This is a genomic window from Caballeronia arvi, from assembly GCF_001544695.2.
Lineage (GTDB): Bacteria > Pseudomonadota > Gammaproteobacteria > Burkholderiales > Burkholderiaceae > Caballeronia > Caballeronia arvi.
In genome coordinates this window covers 17477-33460 of the sequence record NZ_FCOM02000002.1, presented here as the reverse complement: position 1 = coordinate 33460, position 15984 = coordinate 17477, and the positions used below count along the sequence as shown (strand labels likewise).

Below are 15984 nucleotides of genomic sequence, written 5' to 3'. Positions count from 1 at the left end.
CATGAAACTCGACGTCAAGATTCTCGACGCGCGCATGCGCGACTACCTGCCCGCCTACGCCACGCCCGGCAGCGCGGGCCTCGACCTGCGCGCCTGTCTCGATGCGCCGCTCGTCATCGAGCCGCATCAGACCGTGCTCGTGCCGACCGGCCTCGCGATCCATCTCGAAGATCCCGGCTATGCGGCGATGATCCTGCCGCGCTCGGGACTTGGCCATAAGCACGGCATCGTGCTCGGCAATCTGGTCGGACTGATCGATTCGGATTATCAAGGTCAACTGATGGTTTCGACATGGAATCGCGGCGACACTGCGTTCACGCTCAATCCGATGGAGCGCCTCGCGCAGATGGTGATCGTGCCGGTCGTGCAGGCGGAGTTCAATATCGTCGATGACTTCGCGGCGAGCGAGCGCGGCACGGGCGGGTTTGGCAGCACGGGCAAGCACTGACTCTCGCGGCACAGGCGAAAAAAAACGGCGCGGTCGAAACCGCGCCGTTTCTACATCTAAGACCCCAACGTTCAATCCACTTCGATCGCTTCCGGATTCGGATTGCGCGGCGGCGTCGAGTTCTCGTCGAACGTCAACTGAACCTTGTCGTCCGCATCGACGTCCACCGTCACGCGGCCGCCGTTGACCAGCTTGCCGAACAGCAGCTCGTCTGCCAGAGCGCGACGGATGGTGTCCTGAATCAGACGCTGCATCGGACGCGCGCCCATCAGCGGATCGAAACCGTGCTTCGCGAGATGCTTGCGCAACGCATCCGTGAAGACCGCATCGACCTTCTTCTCGTGCAGCTGATCTTCCAGTTGCATGAGGAACTTGTCGACCACGCGCAGGATGATTTCCTCGTCCAGCGAACGGAAGCTGATGATCTGATCCAGACGATTGCGGAACTCCGGCGTGAACATGCGCTTGATGTCGGCCATTTCATCGCCCGACTCGCGGCGCGACGTGAAGCCGATCACCGCCTTGCCCATCGCCTCGGCGCCCGCGTTCGTCGTCATGATGATGATGACGTTGCGGAAGTCCGCCTTGCGTCCGTTGTTGTCCGTCAGCGTGCCGTGATCCATCACCTGCAGCAGCACGTTGTAGATGTCCGGATGCGCCTTCTCGATTTCATCGAGCAGGAGCACGCAATGCGGCTTCTTCGTGACGGCTTCGGTGAGCAGACCGCCCTGATCGAATCCGACATAACCCGGCGGCGCGCCAATCAGACGGCTCACCGCGTGACGCTCCATGTACTCCGACATGTCGAAGCGCAACAGTTCGATACCGAGCGTGAACGCCAGTTGCTTCGCGACCTCGGTCTTGCCGACGCCCGTGGGACCGGAGAACAGGAACGCGCCGATCGGCTTGTCGAGCTTGCCGAGACCCGCGCGCGCCATCTTGATCGACGCCGACAGCGCGTCGATGGCCGGATCCTGGCCGAACACCACGGCCTTCAGATCGCGATCCAGCGTCTGGAGCTTGCTGCGGTCGTCCTGCGACACGCTTTGCGGCGGTACGCGCGCGATCTTCGAGATGATCTCTTCGATCTCGCTCTTGCCGATGGTCTTCTTCTGCTTCGACTTCGGCAGGATGCGTTGCGCGGCGCCGGCTTCGTCGATCACGTCGATGGCCTTGTCCGGCAAGTGACGATCCGTGATGAAGCGTGCCGACAGCTCAGCCGCCGCCGACAGCGCGCCCGACGAATACTTCACGCCGTGATGCTCTTCGAAGCGCGTCTTGAGACCGCGCAGGATCGCAATGGTTTGCTCGACCGACGGCTCGGTGACATCGACCTTCTGGAAGCGCCGCGAGAGCGCCGCGTCCTTTTCGAAGATGCCGCGATATTCCGTGAACGTCGTGGCGCCGATGCACTTCAACTGCCCCGACGACAACGCCGGCTTCAGCAGGTTCGATGCGTCGAGCGTGCCGCCCGAAGCCGCGCCCGCGCCGATCAGCGTGTGAATCTCGTCGATGAACAGAATGGCGTGCGGACGCTCTTTCAGTTCCTTGAGCACCGTCTTCAGACGCTGTTCGAAATCACCGCGATACTTCGTGCCCGCGAGCAGTGCGCCCATGTCGAGCGAGTAGACCTGCGCGTCGGCGAGGATGTCCGGCACTTCGCCGCGCGTGATGCGCCATGCGAGCCCTTCGGCGATCGCGGTCTTGCCCACGCCGGCTTCACCGACGAGCAGCGGATTGTTCTTGCGACGGCGGCACAACACCTGCACCACGCGCTCGACTTCCAGCTCGCGGCCGATCAGCGGATCGATCTTGCCGTCCTTCGCGAGCTGATTGAGATTCTGCGTGAACTGGGCAAGCGGCGTTTCCTTCTGCGCGGCGGCGTCTTCCGATTCCGGGTTCGCTTCGCTGTTCGCCTTGGCCGCTTCGCCGTTGTTCGTCTTCGCGATGCCATGCGAAATGAAATTCACGACGTCGAGACGCGTGACGCCCTGCTGCTGCAGGTAGTACACCGCGTGCGAGTCCTTCTCGCCGAAGATCGCCACCAGCACATTCGCGCCGGTCACTTCCTTCTTGCCGTTCGAGGTCGATTGCACGTGCATGATCGCGCGCTGGATCACGCGCTGGAAACCAAGCGTCGGCTGAGTATCGACGTCGTCCGTGCCCGGCACGGTCGGCGTGTTGTCGTGAATGAAATTGCGCAGGTTCTGACGCAAATCTTCAATGTTGGCTGCGCAGGCGCGCAACACCTCAGCCGCGGTCGGATTGTCCAACAGGGCGAGCAACAGATGCTCGACCGTTATGAACTCATGCCGCGCCTGACGTGCTTCCATAAACGCCATGTGCAGACTGACTTCCAGTTCCTGGGCAATCATGCTTCCTCCATCACACACTGCAGCGGATGCCCCGCTTGCCGTGCATGGCTAACGACTTGCTCAACTTTGGTCGACGCAATATCTCGCGTGTAGACCCCACAAACTCCCCTGCCTTCGCGATGAACCTTCAGCATGATCTGCGTCGCAGTCTCACGATCTTTATTGAAGTATTCCTGCACGATCATCACGACGAATTCCATCGGCGTGAAGTCGTCATTCAGCAGCACCACCTTGTACATGGCCGGCTTCTTGAGCTTCTGCTCCTGCCGTTCCAGTACCGTGCCATCCTGCTTGTTGGGATTGATCGCCATACACCCATTCTAAACAACACGGACATCTCCGCAATTGCTGCTCCAGCACCGACCGCCCGGTCGGCATGACACGCTGAAACTGCCCCTGCGCGGTGAATGTCCATCGATTCCTGCCGCTGCCCAACGCTTCGGCGCGGCCCGCTTGCACCTCGTCGAAATCAGTATCGCACAGCTTCAAAAAAAACAAACCGAACACCAGACGCCGCGGGCCGCCGGGTATCACACAAGTGAGTCGATTATGCGACTTTTCAAGATGACGTGCTTGGACGGCAGCGCACACGCAAAGCAGGAATTACCCTACAAATGCGCTCCATGCAACGAGCTTAACGGCTATCCCAAAAATTCCTTGACACTCGATTTAAGAGATTTAACAATCAAACTGGCACTTTTTTCCGGGGGCCAACCACGGACGCAAAAAAAGAGGCCGAGGTGAGCTTGTGAGGAGGGGGCGGTTCACGTGTGGGGTGGGCCGTCGAGCTTTTCGAGCGTGCTCTGGTTGCGACGAGAGTTAGAGGGGAAGTACGAATGTCTACTGGTACGGTCAAGTGGTTCAACGACGCGAAAGGCTACGGATTCATCACGCCCGATGAAGGCGGCGAGGATCTGTTTGCACATTTCTCGGCGATTCAAATGAACGGTTTCAAGACGCTCAAAGAAGGCCAGAAGGTCAGCTTCGAGATCGTCCAGGGACCGAAGGGCAAGCAGGCTTCGAACATCCAGGATGCAATCTGACCGTTCGATCAAAACTTTGCCTCGTGAAACCCGGCCCTGGCGCCGGGTTTTTTTTCGCCTGCGACAGACAGATATATGAGGCATCCGCCTGAAATAAAAACCCCGGAAAGCGTAGGCCTTCCGGGGTCATTATTTAACATCGCGAATCGAGGTGAGTCCTCACATATTGTCGATCATCACCTGTCCGAATCCCGAGCATGACACCTGTGTTGCGCCTTCCATCAGGCGTGCGAAGTCGTAGGTGACGCGCTTCGACAGAATGGACTGCTCCATCGACGCGATGATGCGGTCCGCCGCCTCGAACCAGCCGAGATGGCGCAGCATCATTTCGGCCGAGAGAATCTCCGAGCCCGGATTCACGTAATCCTTGCCCGCGTACTTCGGCGCCGTGCCGTGCGTGGCTTCGAACATCGCGACGGAATCCGACATGTTCGCGCCCGGCGCAATGCCGATGCCGCCAACCTGCGCCGCGAGCGCGTCCGAAATGTAGTCGCCGTTCAGGTTGAGCGTTGCGATGACGTCGTATTCGGCGGGACGCAGCAGGATCTGCTGGAGGAACGCATCGGCGATCACGTCCTTTACGACGATGTCATTGCCCGACCGCGGATTTTTGACCTTCATCCACGGGCCACCGTCGATCAGTTCTGCGTTGAACTCCTTCTGCGCGAGCGCGTAGCCGTAGTCGCGGAACGCGCCTTCGGTGAACTTCATGATGTTGCCCTTGTGCACCAGCGTGACCGAACGGCGGTCGTTGTCGATCGCGTACTGGATCGCCTTGCGCACGAGACGCTCCGTGCCTTCGCGCGACACCGGCTTGATGCCGAGTCCCGACGAATCCGGGAAGCGAATCTTCTTCACGCCCATTTCTTCTCGCAGGAACTTGATGACCTTCTTCGCCTCGGGCGATTCCGCCGGCCATTCGACGCCCGCATAAATATCTTCCGAGTTCTCGCGGAAGATCACCATGTCGATCTTCTCGGGCTCGCGCACCGGCGACGGCACGCCCTTGAAGTAGCGCACCGGACGCAGACACACATAGAGGTCGAGTTGCTGACGAAGCGCCACGTTCAGCGAGCGGATGCCGCCGCCGACCGGCGTCGTGAGCGGCCCCTTGATCGACACGATGTAATCCTTCACCGCGTCGAGCGTTTCGTCCGGCAGCCACACGTCCGGGCCGTAAACGCGCGTCGCCTTTTCGCCCGCGAACATTTCCATCCACTGAATCTTGCGCTTGCCGCCGTAGGCTTTTTCCACCGCCGCATCGACGACCTTGATCATCACCGGCGTGATGTCGACGCCCGTGCCGTCGCCCTCGATGTACGGGATGATCGGCTGATCCGAGACATTGAGCGAGAAATCCGCGTTGACGGTGATCTTGTCACCGTCCGCCGGAACCTTGATGTGCTGATACGGCATGGTCGACTCCAATAAGGCCGGGCTTGAATGGAAGCAAACTGGATGGATGGGAAACGCAATGCATCGCGATGCAGCGCGCGCGGCGATGGCGCGTGCGGGAACAGCCAATACATCATTCTAACCATGCTGGCCTGCTCCGGCGCGCCCGGAACGTCCCGACCGCATGCTTTAAGATGCCGCATCCGATTCACGCCGCGCGCCGCCTGCATGTCACTCATCGCCCTGAACAAGCCCTTCGGGACCATCTGCCAGTTTTCCGCGCACGAGACCCGCGCGTCGCTCGGCGACTGGGTGAAGACGCCGAACGTGTATCCGGCCGGCAGGCTCGATGCCGACAGCGAAGGCCTGCTCCTCCTCACCGACGACGGCGCGTTGCAGGCGCGCATCGCGGAGCCGCGTCACAAGCTCGTGAAGCGCTACTGGGCGCAAGTCGAAGGCGCACCCGACGATGCCGTGCTCGCGCGGCTCGCTAAAGGCGTCGATCTCGGCGACTACGTGACGCGCGCATGCCGCACCGCGTTCGTCGCGGCCGGGGACAGCGATGCGCTCTGGCCGCGCAATCCGCCCGTCCGCTACCGCGCCGCGATCCCTACGACATGGATCGAGCTCGCCATCACCGAAGGCAAGAACCGGCAAGTGCGGCGCATGACGGCAGCCGTCGGTCATCCGACGTTGCGGCTCGTGCGCGTCGCGATCGGGGCGCTCGATCTCTTCGCGCTGGGGCTCGCGCCCGGCGAGACCGTCGAGGTTCCGCCGCAGGCGCCGTGGCAGCGCGTTGGTTGAATCGCATTCAACTATCTCGAAATTAAGCCGCCTTGCGCCATTCGTTGATCATGTTTAAAGCACATGTCATGAATATCGGCTAGTTCATTTCGCGTTTCGAAAAAATTTTTGGTCTGCTGCGCAATTCTCTGTAAATCGCGTCAACCGACTCTTTGCGCGATGCGTTAAGGGCCACAGATGCCGCGCAAAGCTATCCGGCATGAGCGAATAACTGATTACAGCAACCTGTGTGCTCCAGGGTGTTTGAAAGGTTCAAGCGTTCACAGAAGTATCGACACTGATTTATCGATGCGACTGTCAACCGAAAGGTAGGTGGCTCGTTTACCGACATGACTCATTGACCGGGTCGTATGGTTAATCAACTCAAGCTAAAGGGTTCACAAATGAACAAACTGATCGCTGCTCTCGTCGCTGGCCTGTTCGCAACCGCTGCTTTCGCACAAGAAGCTTCGGCACCGGCCGCTGCTGCTCCGGCAGCTGCTTCGTCGGCTCACAAGTCGTCGGCTCACAAGAAGTCGTCGCACAAGTCGTCGAAGAAGTCGCACAAGAAGGCAGCCGCTTCGGCTCCGGAAGCCGCTTCGGCAGCTCAGTAAGTTCGTTGTAAGACGCGGTATAGCGAAGTCAAGAACGAGCATTACCGCCGTCTTTACGGCGTTGAAGGGCAGATGGCCGCAAGGCATCTGCCCTTTTGTTTTGCGCTTTTGTTTTGGTCTGGTCCATCGAGTAACATGCGCGGGGCCACCTGTTTCCGGCACATCGATCCTCAAAGGAGCTTCGTCGTGAATCTGCAGCACTTCTTGCGCGCCGCACGCGCAGCCGTCATCGCGCTCGCGTTGCCGTTCGCCGCACTCCCGCTCGCGCAGGCGCAAACGCAAACTCTTCCGCCAGGCGCGAAGCAGCCGTCCGACTTTCCGCGCGCGAAGCTGACCGCGGGCATGTATGTGATCGATGCCGCCGTCGCCGCGAACGATGCGGATCGCGAGCAAGGCCTCATGTATCGCACGAAGCTCGCACCGAACGAAGGCATGCTCTTCGTGTTCGGCGAAAACGCCGTGCACTGCTTCTGGATGAAGAACACGCTGATCCCGCTGTCGATCGCGTTCATCCGCGCGGACGGCACGGTCACCGACATCGACGAGATGCAGGCCGAGACGGAGAACAACCACTGCCCGCGCAACAACGGCGTGTACGCGCTCGAAATGCCGAAGGGCTGGTTCGCGGCGAAGGGCATCAAGCCTGGCACGCAGATCAAGGGCTTGCCGCGCGCGCAGTGAGTGCAACGAGTACGGCGTCGTGACTTCACGATGACCGAAGCCGGCGCGGTTCAATCGAATCTCGCCGGTTTTTTTTCGCCTGCCGCAAGTCGCCGCGCGCCTTCCCGCGAGCTGGCAAGATTCCTGCAAAGAGCCTGCCGACGCGCTATCCTAAAAAGATTCAGCGCGACGCTTTGTGGCTCTCACTCGACGCCGTGCTGACATCTTCAACAGGAGGTTCACGTGCCCCGCAAGACTCCCATCGAGCGCTATCGGAACATCGGAATTAGCGCTCACATCGACGCCGGCAAGACGACTACGACCGAGCGCATCCTTTTCTACACCGGCGTGACGCACAAGATCGGCGAGGTTCACGACGGTGCGGCCACGATGGACTGGATGGAGCAGGAGCAGGAGCGCGGCATCACGATCACGTCGGCAGCAACGACCGCCTTCTGGAAGGGCATGGCCGGGAATTATCCGGAGCATCGCATCAACATCATCGATACGCCGGGGCACGTCGACTTCACGATCGAAGTCGAGCGCTCGATGCGCGTGCTCGACGGCGCGTGCATGGTGTACGACTCCGTCGGCGGCGTGCAGCCGCAGTCGGAAACCGTGTGGCGTCAGGCGAACAAGTACAAGGTGCCGCGCATCGCGTTCGTCAACAAGATGGATCGCGTCGGCGCGGACTTCTTTCGCGTGCAGCGGCAGATCGGCGAGCGCCTGAAAGGCGTTGCGGTACCGATTCAGATTCCCATCGGCGCTGAAGACCATTTTCAGGGCGTGGTCGATCTCGTGAAGATGAAGGCGATCGTCTGGGACGACGAGAGTCAGGGCATCAAGTTCAGTTACGAAGAGATCCCCGACAACCTGAAGGACCTCGCGCACGAGTGGCGTGAAAAGATGGTCGAGGCCGCGGCGGAATCGAGCGAAGAGATGCTCGAGAAATACCTGACCGATCACGAGAGCCTGACGGAAGACGAGATCAAGACCGGTCTGCGCAAGCGCACGATCGCGAACGAGATCGTGCCGATGCTCTGCGGCAGCGCGTTCAAGAACAAGGGCGTGCAGGCGATGCTCGACGCGGTGATCGACTACCTGCCCTCGCCCGTCGACGTGCCCGCGATTCTCGGTCACACGGAAGACGACAAGGAAGCGGAACGCCATCCGAGCGACGACGAGCCGTTCTCCGCGCTCGCGTTCAAGATTATGACGGACCCGTTCGTCGGCCAGCTCATCTTCTTCCGCGTGTATTCGGGCGTCGTCAATTCGGGCGACACGGTGTTCAATCCCGTGAAGGACAAGAAAGAGCGGCTCGGGCGGATTCTGCAAATGCACGCGAACGAGCGCAAGGAAATCAAGGAAGTGCGCGCGGGCGACATCGCGGCGGCCGTCGGTCTCAAGGAAGCGACGACCGGCGACACGCTGTGCGATCCGCAAAACGTCATCATCCTCGAACGGATGATCTTCCCGGAGCCGGTGATTTCGCAGGCCGTCGAGCCGAAGACCAAGGCCGATCAGGAAAAGATGGGCATCGCGCTCAATCGTCTCGCGCAGGAAGACCCGTCGTTTCGCGTCGCGACCGACGAGGAATCCGGCCAGACGATCATCTCCGGCATGGGCGAGCTGCACCTCGAAATTCTCGTCGACCGGATGAAGCGCGAGTTCAACGTGGAGGCGACGGTCGGCAAGCCGCAGGTCGCGTATCGCGAGACGGTGCGCAACAAGGTCGAGGACATCGAAGGCAAGTTCGTCAAGCAGTCGGGCGGACGCGGCCAGTACGGTCACGCGGTGATCGCGCTGGAGCCGGACCCGGGCAAGGGCTACGAGTTCGTCGATCAGATCAAGGGCGGCGTGATTCCGCGCGAATTCATTCCGGCCGTCGACAAGGGCATTCAGGAGACGCTGAAGGCCGGCGTGCTGGCGGGCTATCCGGTCGTCGACGTTAAAGTGCGGCTGACCTTCGGCTCGTACCACGATGTCGACTCGAACGAAAACGCGTTCCGCATGGCCGGCTCGATCGCCTTCAAGGAAGCGATGCGCAAGGCCAGGCCGGTCCTGCTCGAACCGATGATGGCGGTCGAAGTCGAGACGCCCGAGGAATTCATGGGCAACGTGATGGGCGATCTGTCGGGACGGCGCGGCATCGTGCAGGGCATGGAGGACATCGCGGGCGGCGGCGGCAAGCTCGTGCGCGCGGAGGTGCCGCTCGCCGAGATGTTCGGCTATTCCACGTCGCTGCGTTCGCTGACGCAGGGCCGCGCCACCTACACGATGGAGTTCAAGCATTACGCCGAGACGCCGTCGAACGTGTCCGAGGCCATCATCAATTCGAAAGCGAAATAATCGGCGCTCGATGCGTGTAGTATCGGAAGTCCGTTGCTGGCTCGTTGGTGCCGGCAACGGACTTTTCATATCCGCAGATGAAAACGGAATGAGCGACATGAGCGACGCACATCAGCACATCGATTGGCGCGAACACGGCGTCAAGGTCATCAAGGGCGATCAGCTCGACACCAACACTCCGCAGACGCCCGGCATGAATCGCGCGGCGGCGATCAACGCGGCGCGCGTCGGCGCGCAGAAGATCTGGGCGGGGACGGTCACGATCCATCCGAACGCGAAGACGGGCGCGCACCATCACGGCGCGCTCGAGAGCGTGATCTATGTCGTGCGCGGGCAGGCGCGCATGCGCTGGGGCGAGCATCTCGAATTCGTCGCCGAGGCCGGTCCCGGCGATTTCATCTTCGTGCCGCCCTACGTGCCGCATCAGGAGATCAACGCGAGCACCGACGATCCGCTCGAATGCGTGCTCGTGCGCAGCGACAACGAAGCGGTCGTCGTGAACCTGAACATCGATGCGGTGGAGAAGCCCGAGGAAGTCTATTGGGTCGATCCGATTCACAAGCATCCACACGATCACTGAAGCGGCACGGGCGCACGCCATGAAGAGGCGCGTTCCTTGCTGTTCACGCCTGACTGCGCCGTGACGGCGCAGTCGAGCCGTACGCGCGTGGGCGACGGCCGGCAAACAACTACAACGGAAAAACACCGATGAAGAAACCTTCGACCGACGCGCATCTTCTCGAGATTGCCCGCCCGCGAGCGGGCGAACTGGGCAATCACGCGATCGACGAATTCATGGCCGGGCGCCTGACGCGCCGCGAGCTGCTGCGCCATGCGAGCGTGCTCGGCTTCGCGCTGACCGCGGGCGGTCTCTTCGGCATGCCGGCTGCGCGCGCGCAGGGCGCGGGGAAGCCCGGCGGCACGATCCGCGTCGCGCATCTGACGCCCGCGGGCGCCGTCGATCCGCTCACGGTGACGGACGCTGCCGGTCTCGCGCTCATCAATCAGACGGGCGAATTTCTTATCGACGACGACAGCGAGCATCTCGCCTTGCGGCCGGCGCTCGCACTGTCGTGGAAGTCGAACGACAAGGGCGACGTGTGGACCTTCAAGCTGCGCCCGAACGTGAAGTTCCACGACGGCCAGCAAATGACGGCGAAAGACGTCGTCGCGACCTTCAACCGCCTGTCCGATCCGGGCGCGGGTTCGGCGGCGCTTTCCGTGCTCAAGGGCGTGCTGTCGAAAGATTCGGCGAAGGCCACCGACGACCACACGGTCGAATTCCATCTCGACGCGCCCAACGGCAATTTCCCATATTACGTGTCCTCGAATACATATAACGCGGTGATCCTTCCCGCGAACTTCACCGGACCCTACGAGAAGTCGTTCATGGGCACGGGCGCGCTGAAGCTGGAGAAATACACGCCGAAGGTCGGCGCGTCGTTCGTGCGTAATCCCGACTACTGGGGCGAGAAGGCGCTGCCCGATCGCGTGCAGTTTTCCTTCTATGCGGACCATCAGGCGCAACTCCTCGCGATGCAGGGCCGCCAGGCCGACGTGATGGGCGATTTCACCGTGCAGGGCGGCCTCGCGATGCTCTCGAATCCGCAGTTCAAGGTGCTCGGCACGAAGTCGAGCTCGCATCGGCAGATGCACATGCGCTGCGACATGGCGCCGTTCAAGGACAAGCGCGTGCGCCAGGCGCTGGCGCTCGCGATCGATCGCGAAGTCATCGTGAAGGGCCTATTCCGCGGGCGCGCGCAAGTGGGCAACGACAGCCCGTTCGCGCCGGTGTTTCCGTCGAGCGATCTGTCCGTGCCCCAACGCAAGATCGACGTCGCGCAGGCGAAAAAGCTGATGAGCGAAGCCGGCGTCGCGAACGGCTTCGACGTCACGCTGACAACCGAAAAGTACATGGAGATTCCCGATCTCGCGGTCGTCGTCCAGAACGCGGCGAAGGCGATCGGCATTCGCATCCAGTTGAAGGTCGAGAGCCAGGACCTGTATTACGGCTCGGGCACGTTCGGCAAGTCGGACTGGCTCGATTCGCCGCTCGGCATCACGGATTACGGGCATCGCGGCGTGCCGAACGTGTTCCTCAACGCACCGTTGACGAGCGGCGGCACCTGGAACGCGGCGCACTTCAAGAATCCGGAGTACGACAAGCTCGTCGCACAGTTCGTCGCGGCGCTGGATGTCGCGTCGCAGAAGAAGCTCTCCGGCCAGATCCAGCATCTGCTGCTCGATGAAACCCCGGTCGTCATCCCCTACTTCTACGACCAGTTGATCGTCACGCGCGCGAACGTCTCCGGCGTGCGCTTCAACGCGATCTCGCAGATGTGGTTCGACCGTGCGACGGTATCGGCATAAATGAGCACGGCCACGCCGACGGCGCATGTCGCCGACTTCGCCAAAATGAAACGCGTCGTGCGCTTCATCGGCGTGCGGCTGCTGCTCGCGCTCGTCACGCTATGGCTTCTGTCGATGATCGTCTTCGCAGGCGGCCAGCTCTTGCCCGGCGATGTCGGCCGCGCGATTCTCGGGCCGCTCGCCGATGCGCGCGCGGTCGCGGCGCTGAATCATCAACTCGGCGTCGACCGGCCGCTGCTCACGCAATACACGGGCTGGATCAGCCACTTCCTGCGGGGCGACATGGGCGAGTCGTACGCGTTTCGCTCAGCCGTAGCGCCGTTCATCGGCGCTGCGCTGTGGAATTCGGCGAAGCTCGGCGCGCTCGCGTTCGTCGTCGTGGTGCCGCTCGGCATCGCGGGCGGCGTGTATGCGGCGCTGCATTCGGGACGCTGGATCGACCGCGTGATCAGCATCGGCGGTTTGACGGCGACGGTGGTTCCCGAGTTCGTGTCGTCGATCGTGCTGATTTTGATCTTCGGCGTGTGGCTGCAATGGCTGCCGATCGAAGCGACCGCGCCCGCCGGCTCGGGCATCCTGACGCAACTCGAGCATCTGATCCTGCCGGTTCTGCCGCTCGTGTTCGTGTTCTTCGGCTATATCGCGCGGATGGCGCGCGCGGGCACCGTCGAAGCGCTCGACGCCGATTACACCCGCACCGCGATTCTCAAGGGCCTGCCTCAACACGTCGTGATTCTGCGGCACGTGTTGCGCAACGCGCTGCTGCCGACCGTGACCGTCGCCGCGACCCAGCTCGGCTACATGATCGGCGGACTCGTCGTCGTGGAGACGCTGTTCCACTATCAGGGCATCGGCTCGCTGATCTACAACGCCGCGAAGGCCAAGGACTTTCCGATGCTCGAAGCGGGCGTGCTGACCATCGGCGTCATCTATACGGCCGCGAATCTGATCGCAGATGCGCTCTACGTCGTGCTCAATCCACGCCTGCGCACGGGTGACGCGCAATGAGCACCGCAACCGCTCTCGCGACGAAACCGCGCCGCTTCGAAGCGCTCGGCGCGCTGGTGCGCTCGGCCACCTTCGACATGGGCGTGCTGATCCTGCTGTTCTGGGTCGTCTGCGCGCTTTTCGGACACTGGCTCGTGCCGCACGATCCCTACGCGTCCGATCCGCTCAATTCGCTCACGCCGCCGTCCGCCGATCACTGGTTCGGCACCGATCAACTCGGCCGCGACGTGTTCGCGCGCGTGATCGTCGGCTCGCGCGACATTCTCACCATCGCGCCGTTGGCCACCTTGCTCGGCACGGCGGCGGGCACGGCGATCGGGCTCGTCGTCGGCTATTTCGACGGTTGGGTCGATGCCGTCATCGGCCGCGTGATCGATGCGCTGCTGGCGCTGCCGCTCGTCATCGTCGCGCTGCTCGCGCTGGCCGCCGTCGGCGCGAGCAACACGACGGTGATCATCGTCATCGGCCTGACGTTCGCGCCGATCACCGCGCGCACCGTGCGCGCCGCCGTGCTGAGCGAACGTCATCTCGACTACGTTCTCGCCGCGCAGTTACGCGGCGAGAACGCGCTCTACATCATGTTCGCGGAGATCCTGCCGAACGTGCTGCCGCCGATCATCGTCGAGGCGACGGTGCGGCTCGGCTACGCGATCTTCGCCGTGGCGACACTGTCGTTCTTGGGCTTCGGCATCCAGCCGCCGTCGGCCGACTGGGGCCTCGCGCTCTCCGAAAGCTATACGTTGATGGCGGGCGGCGCGTGGTGGACCGTCGTGTTCGACGCCGCCGCGATTGCGTCGCTGGTCGTCGGCGTGAATCTCGTCGCCGATGCCGTGCAAGGAGTGCTCGACCGATGAACGGACCGCCGCCATCGGCATTTCCCACCTTCGGCGCCGCGAAAGGCGATCAGGCCGATGCGCTCACCGTCGTCGGGCTCACGGTCGCGTACTGGTCGCGCGGACGCGAACGCGAGGTGCTGCAGGACGTCACCTTGCGCGTGAAGCGCGGCGAAACGTATGGGCTCGTCGGCGAATCGGGCTGCGGCAAATCGACCGCCGCGCTCGCGGTGCTGCGCTATTTGCCGCGCAATGGCCGCGTGAAGGCTGGCCGCATTTCGATCGCCGGGCGCGACGTCGCCACGCTCGATGCCGACGCGCTGCGCGGCATGCGTGCCAACGCCGTATCGATGGTCTATCAGGATCCGGGGCGCGCGCTGAATCCGTCGCTGACGATCGCGCGGCAGGTCTCCGAAGCGTTCGAGGTCACGGGCGCCTCAGCCGACGAAGCGCTCGCCCGCACCGCCGAGATGCTGAGGCGCGTGCGCATCGCGTCGCCGGAACGCGTGATGGAAAGCTATCCCCATCAGCTCTCGGGCGGGATGCAGCAACGCGTCGTCATCGCGATGGCGCTCGCGTGCAATCCCGAGCTGCTGATTCTCGACGAACCGACGACCGGCCTCGACGCCACCGTCGAAGCCGAGGTGCTCGATCTGATCGCGCAGTTGCGTGACGAGATCGGCACGGCGGTGCTCTTCATCAGCCACAACCTCGCGGTGATCGGGCGCATGTGCGACCGCGTCGGCGTGCTGTATGCGGGCAAGCTCGTGGAAGAAGGCGCCGCCGCCGATGTCTTCGCGAAGCCGCGTCATCCGTACACGGTCGGCCTTCTGCGCTGCCTGCCGCGCGAAGGACGCTCGAAGGAAACCGGTCGTCTCGACACGATTCCGGGTTCGCTGCCGCTGCCGGGATCGATCACGCAGGGCTGCATCTTCGCGCCGCGCTGCAAGCTCGCCGACGAGCGCTGTCTCAAGGACGCGCCGCCGCCCTATCGCGTCGCGTCGGCGCATGGCGATCAGATGGCGCGCTGCCACTATCACGAGCGCGCGGAAACGCTGCCGCGCTCGGCCGATGAAGCGCCCGTGCCGATCGCGGGCGGCGAGGGCCAGCCGCTCGCGTTGTCGGCGCGCAATCTGTCGAAGACCTTCCGTGTCGGCGATGAAGACGTGCGCGCCGTCCACGATGTCTCGCTCGATCTCGCGCAAGGCGAAACGCTCGGGCTCGTCGGCGAATCGGGCAGCGGCAAGACCACGCTCGCGAAGCTGCTGCTCGGCCTCGTATCGCCGGACAAGGGCGCGTCGCTCGAACTCGACGGCACGGCGCTGCCCGAGCGCGTGACGCAGCGCAGCGGCGAGCAGGTCAAGTCGCTGCAGATTGTCTTTCAGAATCCGGATTCCGCGCTGAATCGCGCGCATTCGGTGCGGCAACTGATTGCGCGTTCGCTGTCGAAGCTGGGCGCGCTGCGCGGCGAGGCGAAGGAAGCGCGTCTGCATACGCTGACTCAGGCCGTGCGCCTGCCGGAGCGCTATCTGAGCGCGCGCACGCGGCAACTGTCGGGCGGGCTCAAGCAGCGCGTCGCGATCGCGCGTGCTTTTGCGGGCGATCCGCGCGTCGTCGTCTGCGACGAGCCCACGTCCGCGCTCGATGTCTCCGTGCAGGCCGCCATCCTCAATCTGCTCGCCGATCTGCAGCGCGAACGGCGCGTGAGCTACGTGTTCATCTCGCACGATCTGCATGTGGTGCGCTATCTGTCGGATCGCATCGCGGTGCTGTATCTCGGGCGCATCATGGAGATCGGGCGCGCCGCCGCCGTCTTCGATGGCCCGCAACATCCGTACACCGAAGCGTTGCTGTCGTCGGTGCCGTCGATCGACTCGATCGACGGAACGCTCGCGAAGCGCATCCGGCTGTCCGGCGAATTGCCGAGCGCGGCGAATCCGCCTTCTGGCTGCGTCTTTCATACGCGCTGCCCGCGCAAGATCGGCGCCGTTTGCGAGACCGAAGCGCCGCCCTGCCGCAATGCCGGCGATGGACATGTCATTCACTGCCACATTCCCGTCGACGAATTGCGCGCATTGCAGCGTCAGGAAAGCTGAGCGCGGGCCA

At 62.8% G+C, this 15984-nt stretch carries 14 protein-coding genes; 11 read left to right on the top strand and 3 right to left on the bottom strand.

What is annotated here, in order from left to right; genetic code table 11:
* Position 1: 1 nt before the first annotated feature.
* Entirely contained in the window at positions 2-448 is a 447-nt protein-coding gene (gene dut, locus AWB74_RS03105; RefSeq protein WP_061145333.1) for a dUTP diphosphatase, read from the top strand.
* Positions 449-519: 71 nt separating this feature from the next.
* Here the strand turns inward: dut and clpA are convergent, their stop codons facing one another.
* Complete coding sequence (gene clpA / locus AWB74_RS03100) at positions 520-2823, bottom strand: ATP-dependent Clp protease ATP-binding subunit ClpA (RefSeq protein ID WP_061145332.1); 2304 nt, start codon at positions 2821-2823, stop codon at positions 520-522.
* Complete coding sequence (gene clpS / locus AWB74_RS03095) at positions 2820-3134, bottom strand: ATP-dependent Clp protease adapter ClpS (RefSeq protein WP_008351199.1); 315 nt, start codon at positions 3132-3134, stop codon at positions 2820-2822. The genes clpA and clpS overlap by 4 nt, the downstream gene beginning before the upstream one ends.
* 525 nt (positions 3135-3659) lie before the next feature.
* Here clpS and AWB74_RS03090 point away from each other — a divergent pair.
* Positions 3660-3866 (top strand): cold-shock protein, encoded by a 207-nt coding sequence (locus AWB74_RS03090; protein WP_061145331.1) that lies wholly within the window; start codon positions 3660-3662, stop codon positions 3864-3866.
* A gap of 159 nt (positions 3867-4025) precedes the next feature.
* On the opposite strand, the gene icd is transcribed toward AWB74_RS03090, so the two are convergent.
* Positions 4026-5282, bottom strand: a complete 1257-nt coding sequence (gene icd / locus AWB74_RS03085; RefSeq protein WP_061145330.1) for an NADP-dependent isocitrate dehydrogenase — start codon at positions 5280-5282, stop codon at positions 4026-4028.
* A 207-nt stretch (positions 5283-5489) separates the two neighbouring features.
* Between icd and AWB74_RS03080 the strand changes: the two genes are divergently transcribed.
* The 9 genes from AWB74_RS03080 to AWB74_RS03040 all read left to right on the top strand — a co-directional run bounded on the left by AWB74_RS03080 (position 5490) and on the right by AWB74_RS03040 (position 15974).
* Positions 5490-6065: a pseudouridine synthase gene (locus tag AWB74_RS03080; protein ID WP_061145329.1), complete on the top strand. Its 576-nt coding sequence runs from the start codon at positions 5490-5492 to the stop codon at positions 6063-6065.
* Between the two features lie 383 nt (positions 6066-6448).
* Entirely contained in the window at positions 6449-6658 is a 210-nt protein-coding gene (locus tag AWB74_RS03075) for a hypothetical protein (protein WP_061145328.1), read from the top strand.
* Between the two features lie 162 nt (positions 6659-6820).
* Positions 6821-7339: a DUF192 domain-containing protein gene (locus AWB74_RS03070; RefSeq protein ID WP_407642394.1), complete on the top strand. Its 519-nt coding sequence runs from the start codon at positions 6821-6823 to the stop codon at positions 7337-7339.
* Between the two features lie 222 nt (positions 7340-7561).
* On the top strand, positions 7562-9667 hold the full coding sequence (gene fusA, locus AWB74_RS03065) for an elongation factor G (protein WP_061145327.1): 2106 nt from the start codon (positions 7562-7564) through the stop codon (positions 9665-9667).
* A gap of 97 nt (positions 9668-9764) precedes the next feature.
* Complete coding sequence (locus AWB74_RS03060) at positions 9765-10247, top strand: cupin domain-containing protein (protein ID WP_061123812.1); 483 nt, start codon at positions 9765-9767, stop codon at positions 10245-10247.
* A gap of 128 nt (positions 10248-10375) precedes the next feature.
* Complete coding sequence (locus AWB74_RS03055; RefSeq protein ID WP_061145326.1) at positions 10376-12037, top strand: ABC transporter substrate-binding protein; 1662 nt, start codon at positions 10376-10378, stop codon at positions 12035-12037.
* Positions 12038-13045 (top strand): ABC transporter permease, encoded by a 1008-nt coding sequence (locus tag AWB74_RS03050; protein WP_061145325.1) that lies wholly within the window; start codon positions 12038-12040, stop codon positions 13043-13045. It begins immediately after the preceding gene.
* The gene (locus tag AWB74_RS03045) at positions 13042-13899 is read left to right on the top strand and encodes an ABC transporter permease (RefSeq protein WP_061145324.1); all 858 of its coding nucleotides are present in this window, start codon (positions 13042-13044) and stop codon (positions 13897-13899) included. Before AWB74_RS03050 ends, AWB74_RS03045 begins: the two co-directional genes overlap by 4 nt.
* Positions 13896-15974 carry an ABC transporter ATP-binding protein gene (locus tag AWB74_RS03040; RefSeq protein WP_061145323.1) on the top strand — a complete coding sequence of 693 codons (2079 nt, stop codon included), beginning with the start codon at positions 13896-13898 and terminating at the stop codon, positions 15972-15974. Before AWB74_RS03045 ends, AWB74_RS03040 begins: the two co-directional genes overlap by 4 nt.
* Positions 15975-15984: the final 10 nt, after the last annotated feature.

Bases quoted from the DNA above. Each gene is read 5' to 3' on its own strand.
- dut (WP_061145333.1), top strand. From the start codon at position 2: ATGAAACTCGACGTCAAGATTCTCGACGCGCGCATGCGCGACTACCTG.
- clpA (WP_061145332.1), bottom strand. From the start codon at position 2,823: ATGATTGCCCAGGAACTGGAAGTCAGTCTGCACATGGCGTTTATGGAA.
- clpS (WP_008351199.1), bottom strand. From the start codon at position 3,134: ATGGCGATCAATCCCAACAAGCAGGATGGCACGGTACTGGAACGGCAG.
- AWB74_RS03090 (WP_061145331.1), top strand. From the start codon at position 3,660: ATGTCTACTGGTACGGTCAAGTGGTTCAACGACGCGAAAGGCTACGGA.
- icd (WP_061145330.1), bottom strand. From the start codon at position 5,282: ATGCCGTATCAGCACATCAAGGTTCCGGCGGACGGTGACAAGATCACC.
- AWB74_RS03080 (WP_061145329.1), top strand. From the start codon at position 5,490: ATGTCACTCATCGCCCTGAACAAGCCCTTCGGGACCATCTGCCAGTTT.
- AWB74_RS03075 (WP_061145328.1), top strand. From the start codon at position 6,449: ATGAACAAACTGATCGCTGCTCTCGTCGCTGGCCTGTTCGCAACCGCT.
- AWB74_RS03060 (WP_061123812.1), top strand. From the start codon at position 9,765: ATGAGCGACGCACATCAGCACATCGATTGGCGCGAACACGGCGTCAAG.
- AWB74_RS03055 (WP_061145326.1), top strand. From the start codon at position 10,376: ATGAAGAAACCTTCGACCGACGCGCATCTTCTCGAGATTGCCCGCCCG.
- AWB74_RS03050 (WP_061145325.1), top strand. From the start codon at position 12,038: ATGAGCACGGCCACGCCGACGGCGCATGTCGCCGACTTCGCCAAAATG.
- AWB74_RS03045 (WP_061145324.1), top strand. From the start codon at position 13,042: ATGAGCACCGCAACCGCTCTCGCGACGAAACCGCGCCGCTTCGAAGCG.
- AWB74_RS03040 (WP_061145323.1), top strand. From the start codon at position 13,896: ATGAACGGACCGCCGCCATCGGCATTTCCCACCTTCGGCGCCGCGAAA.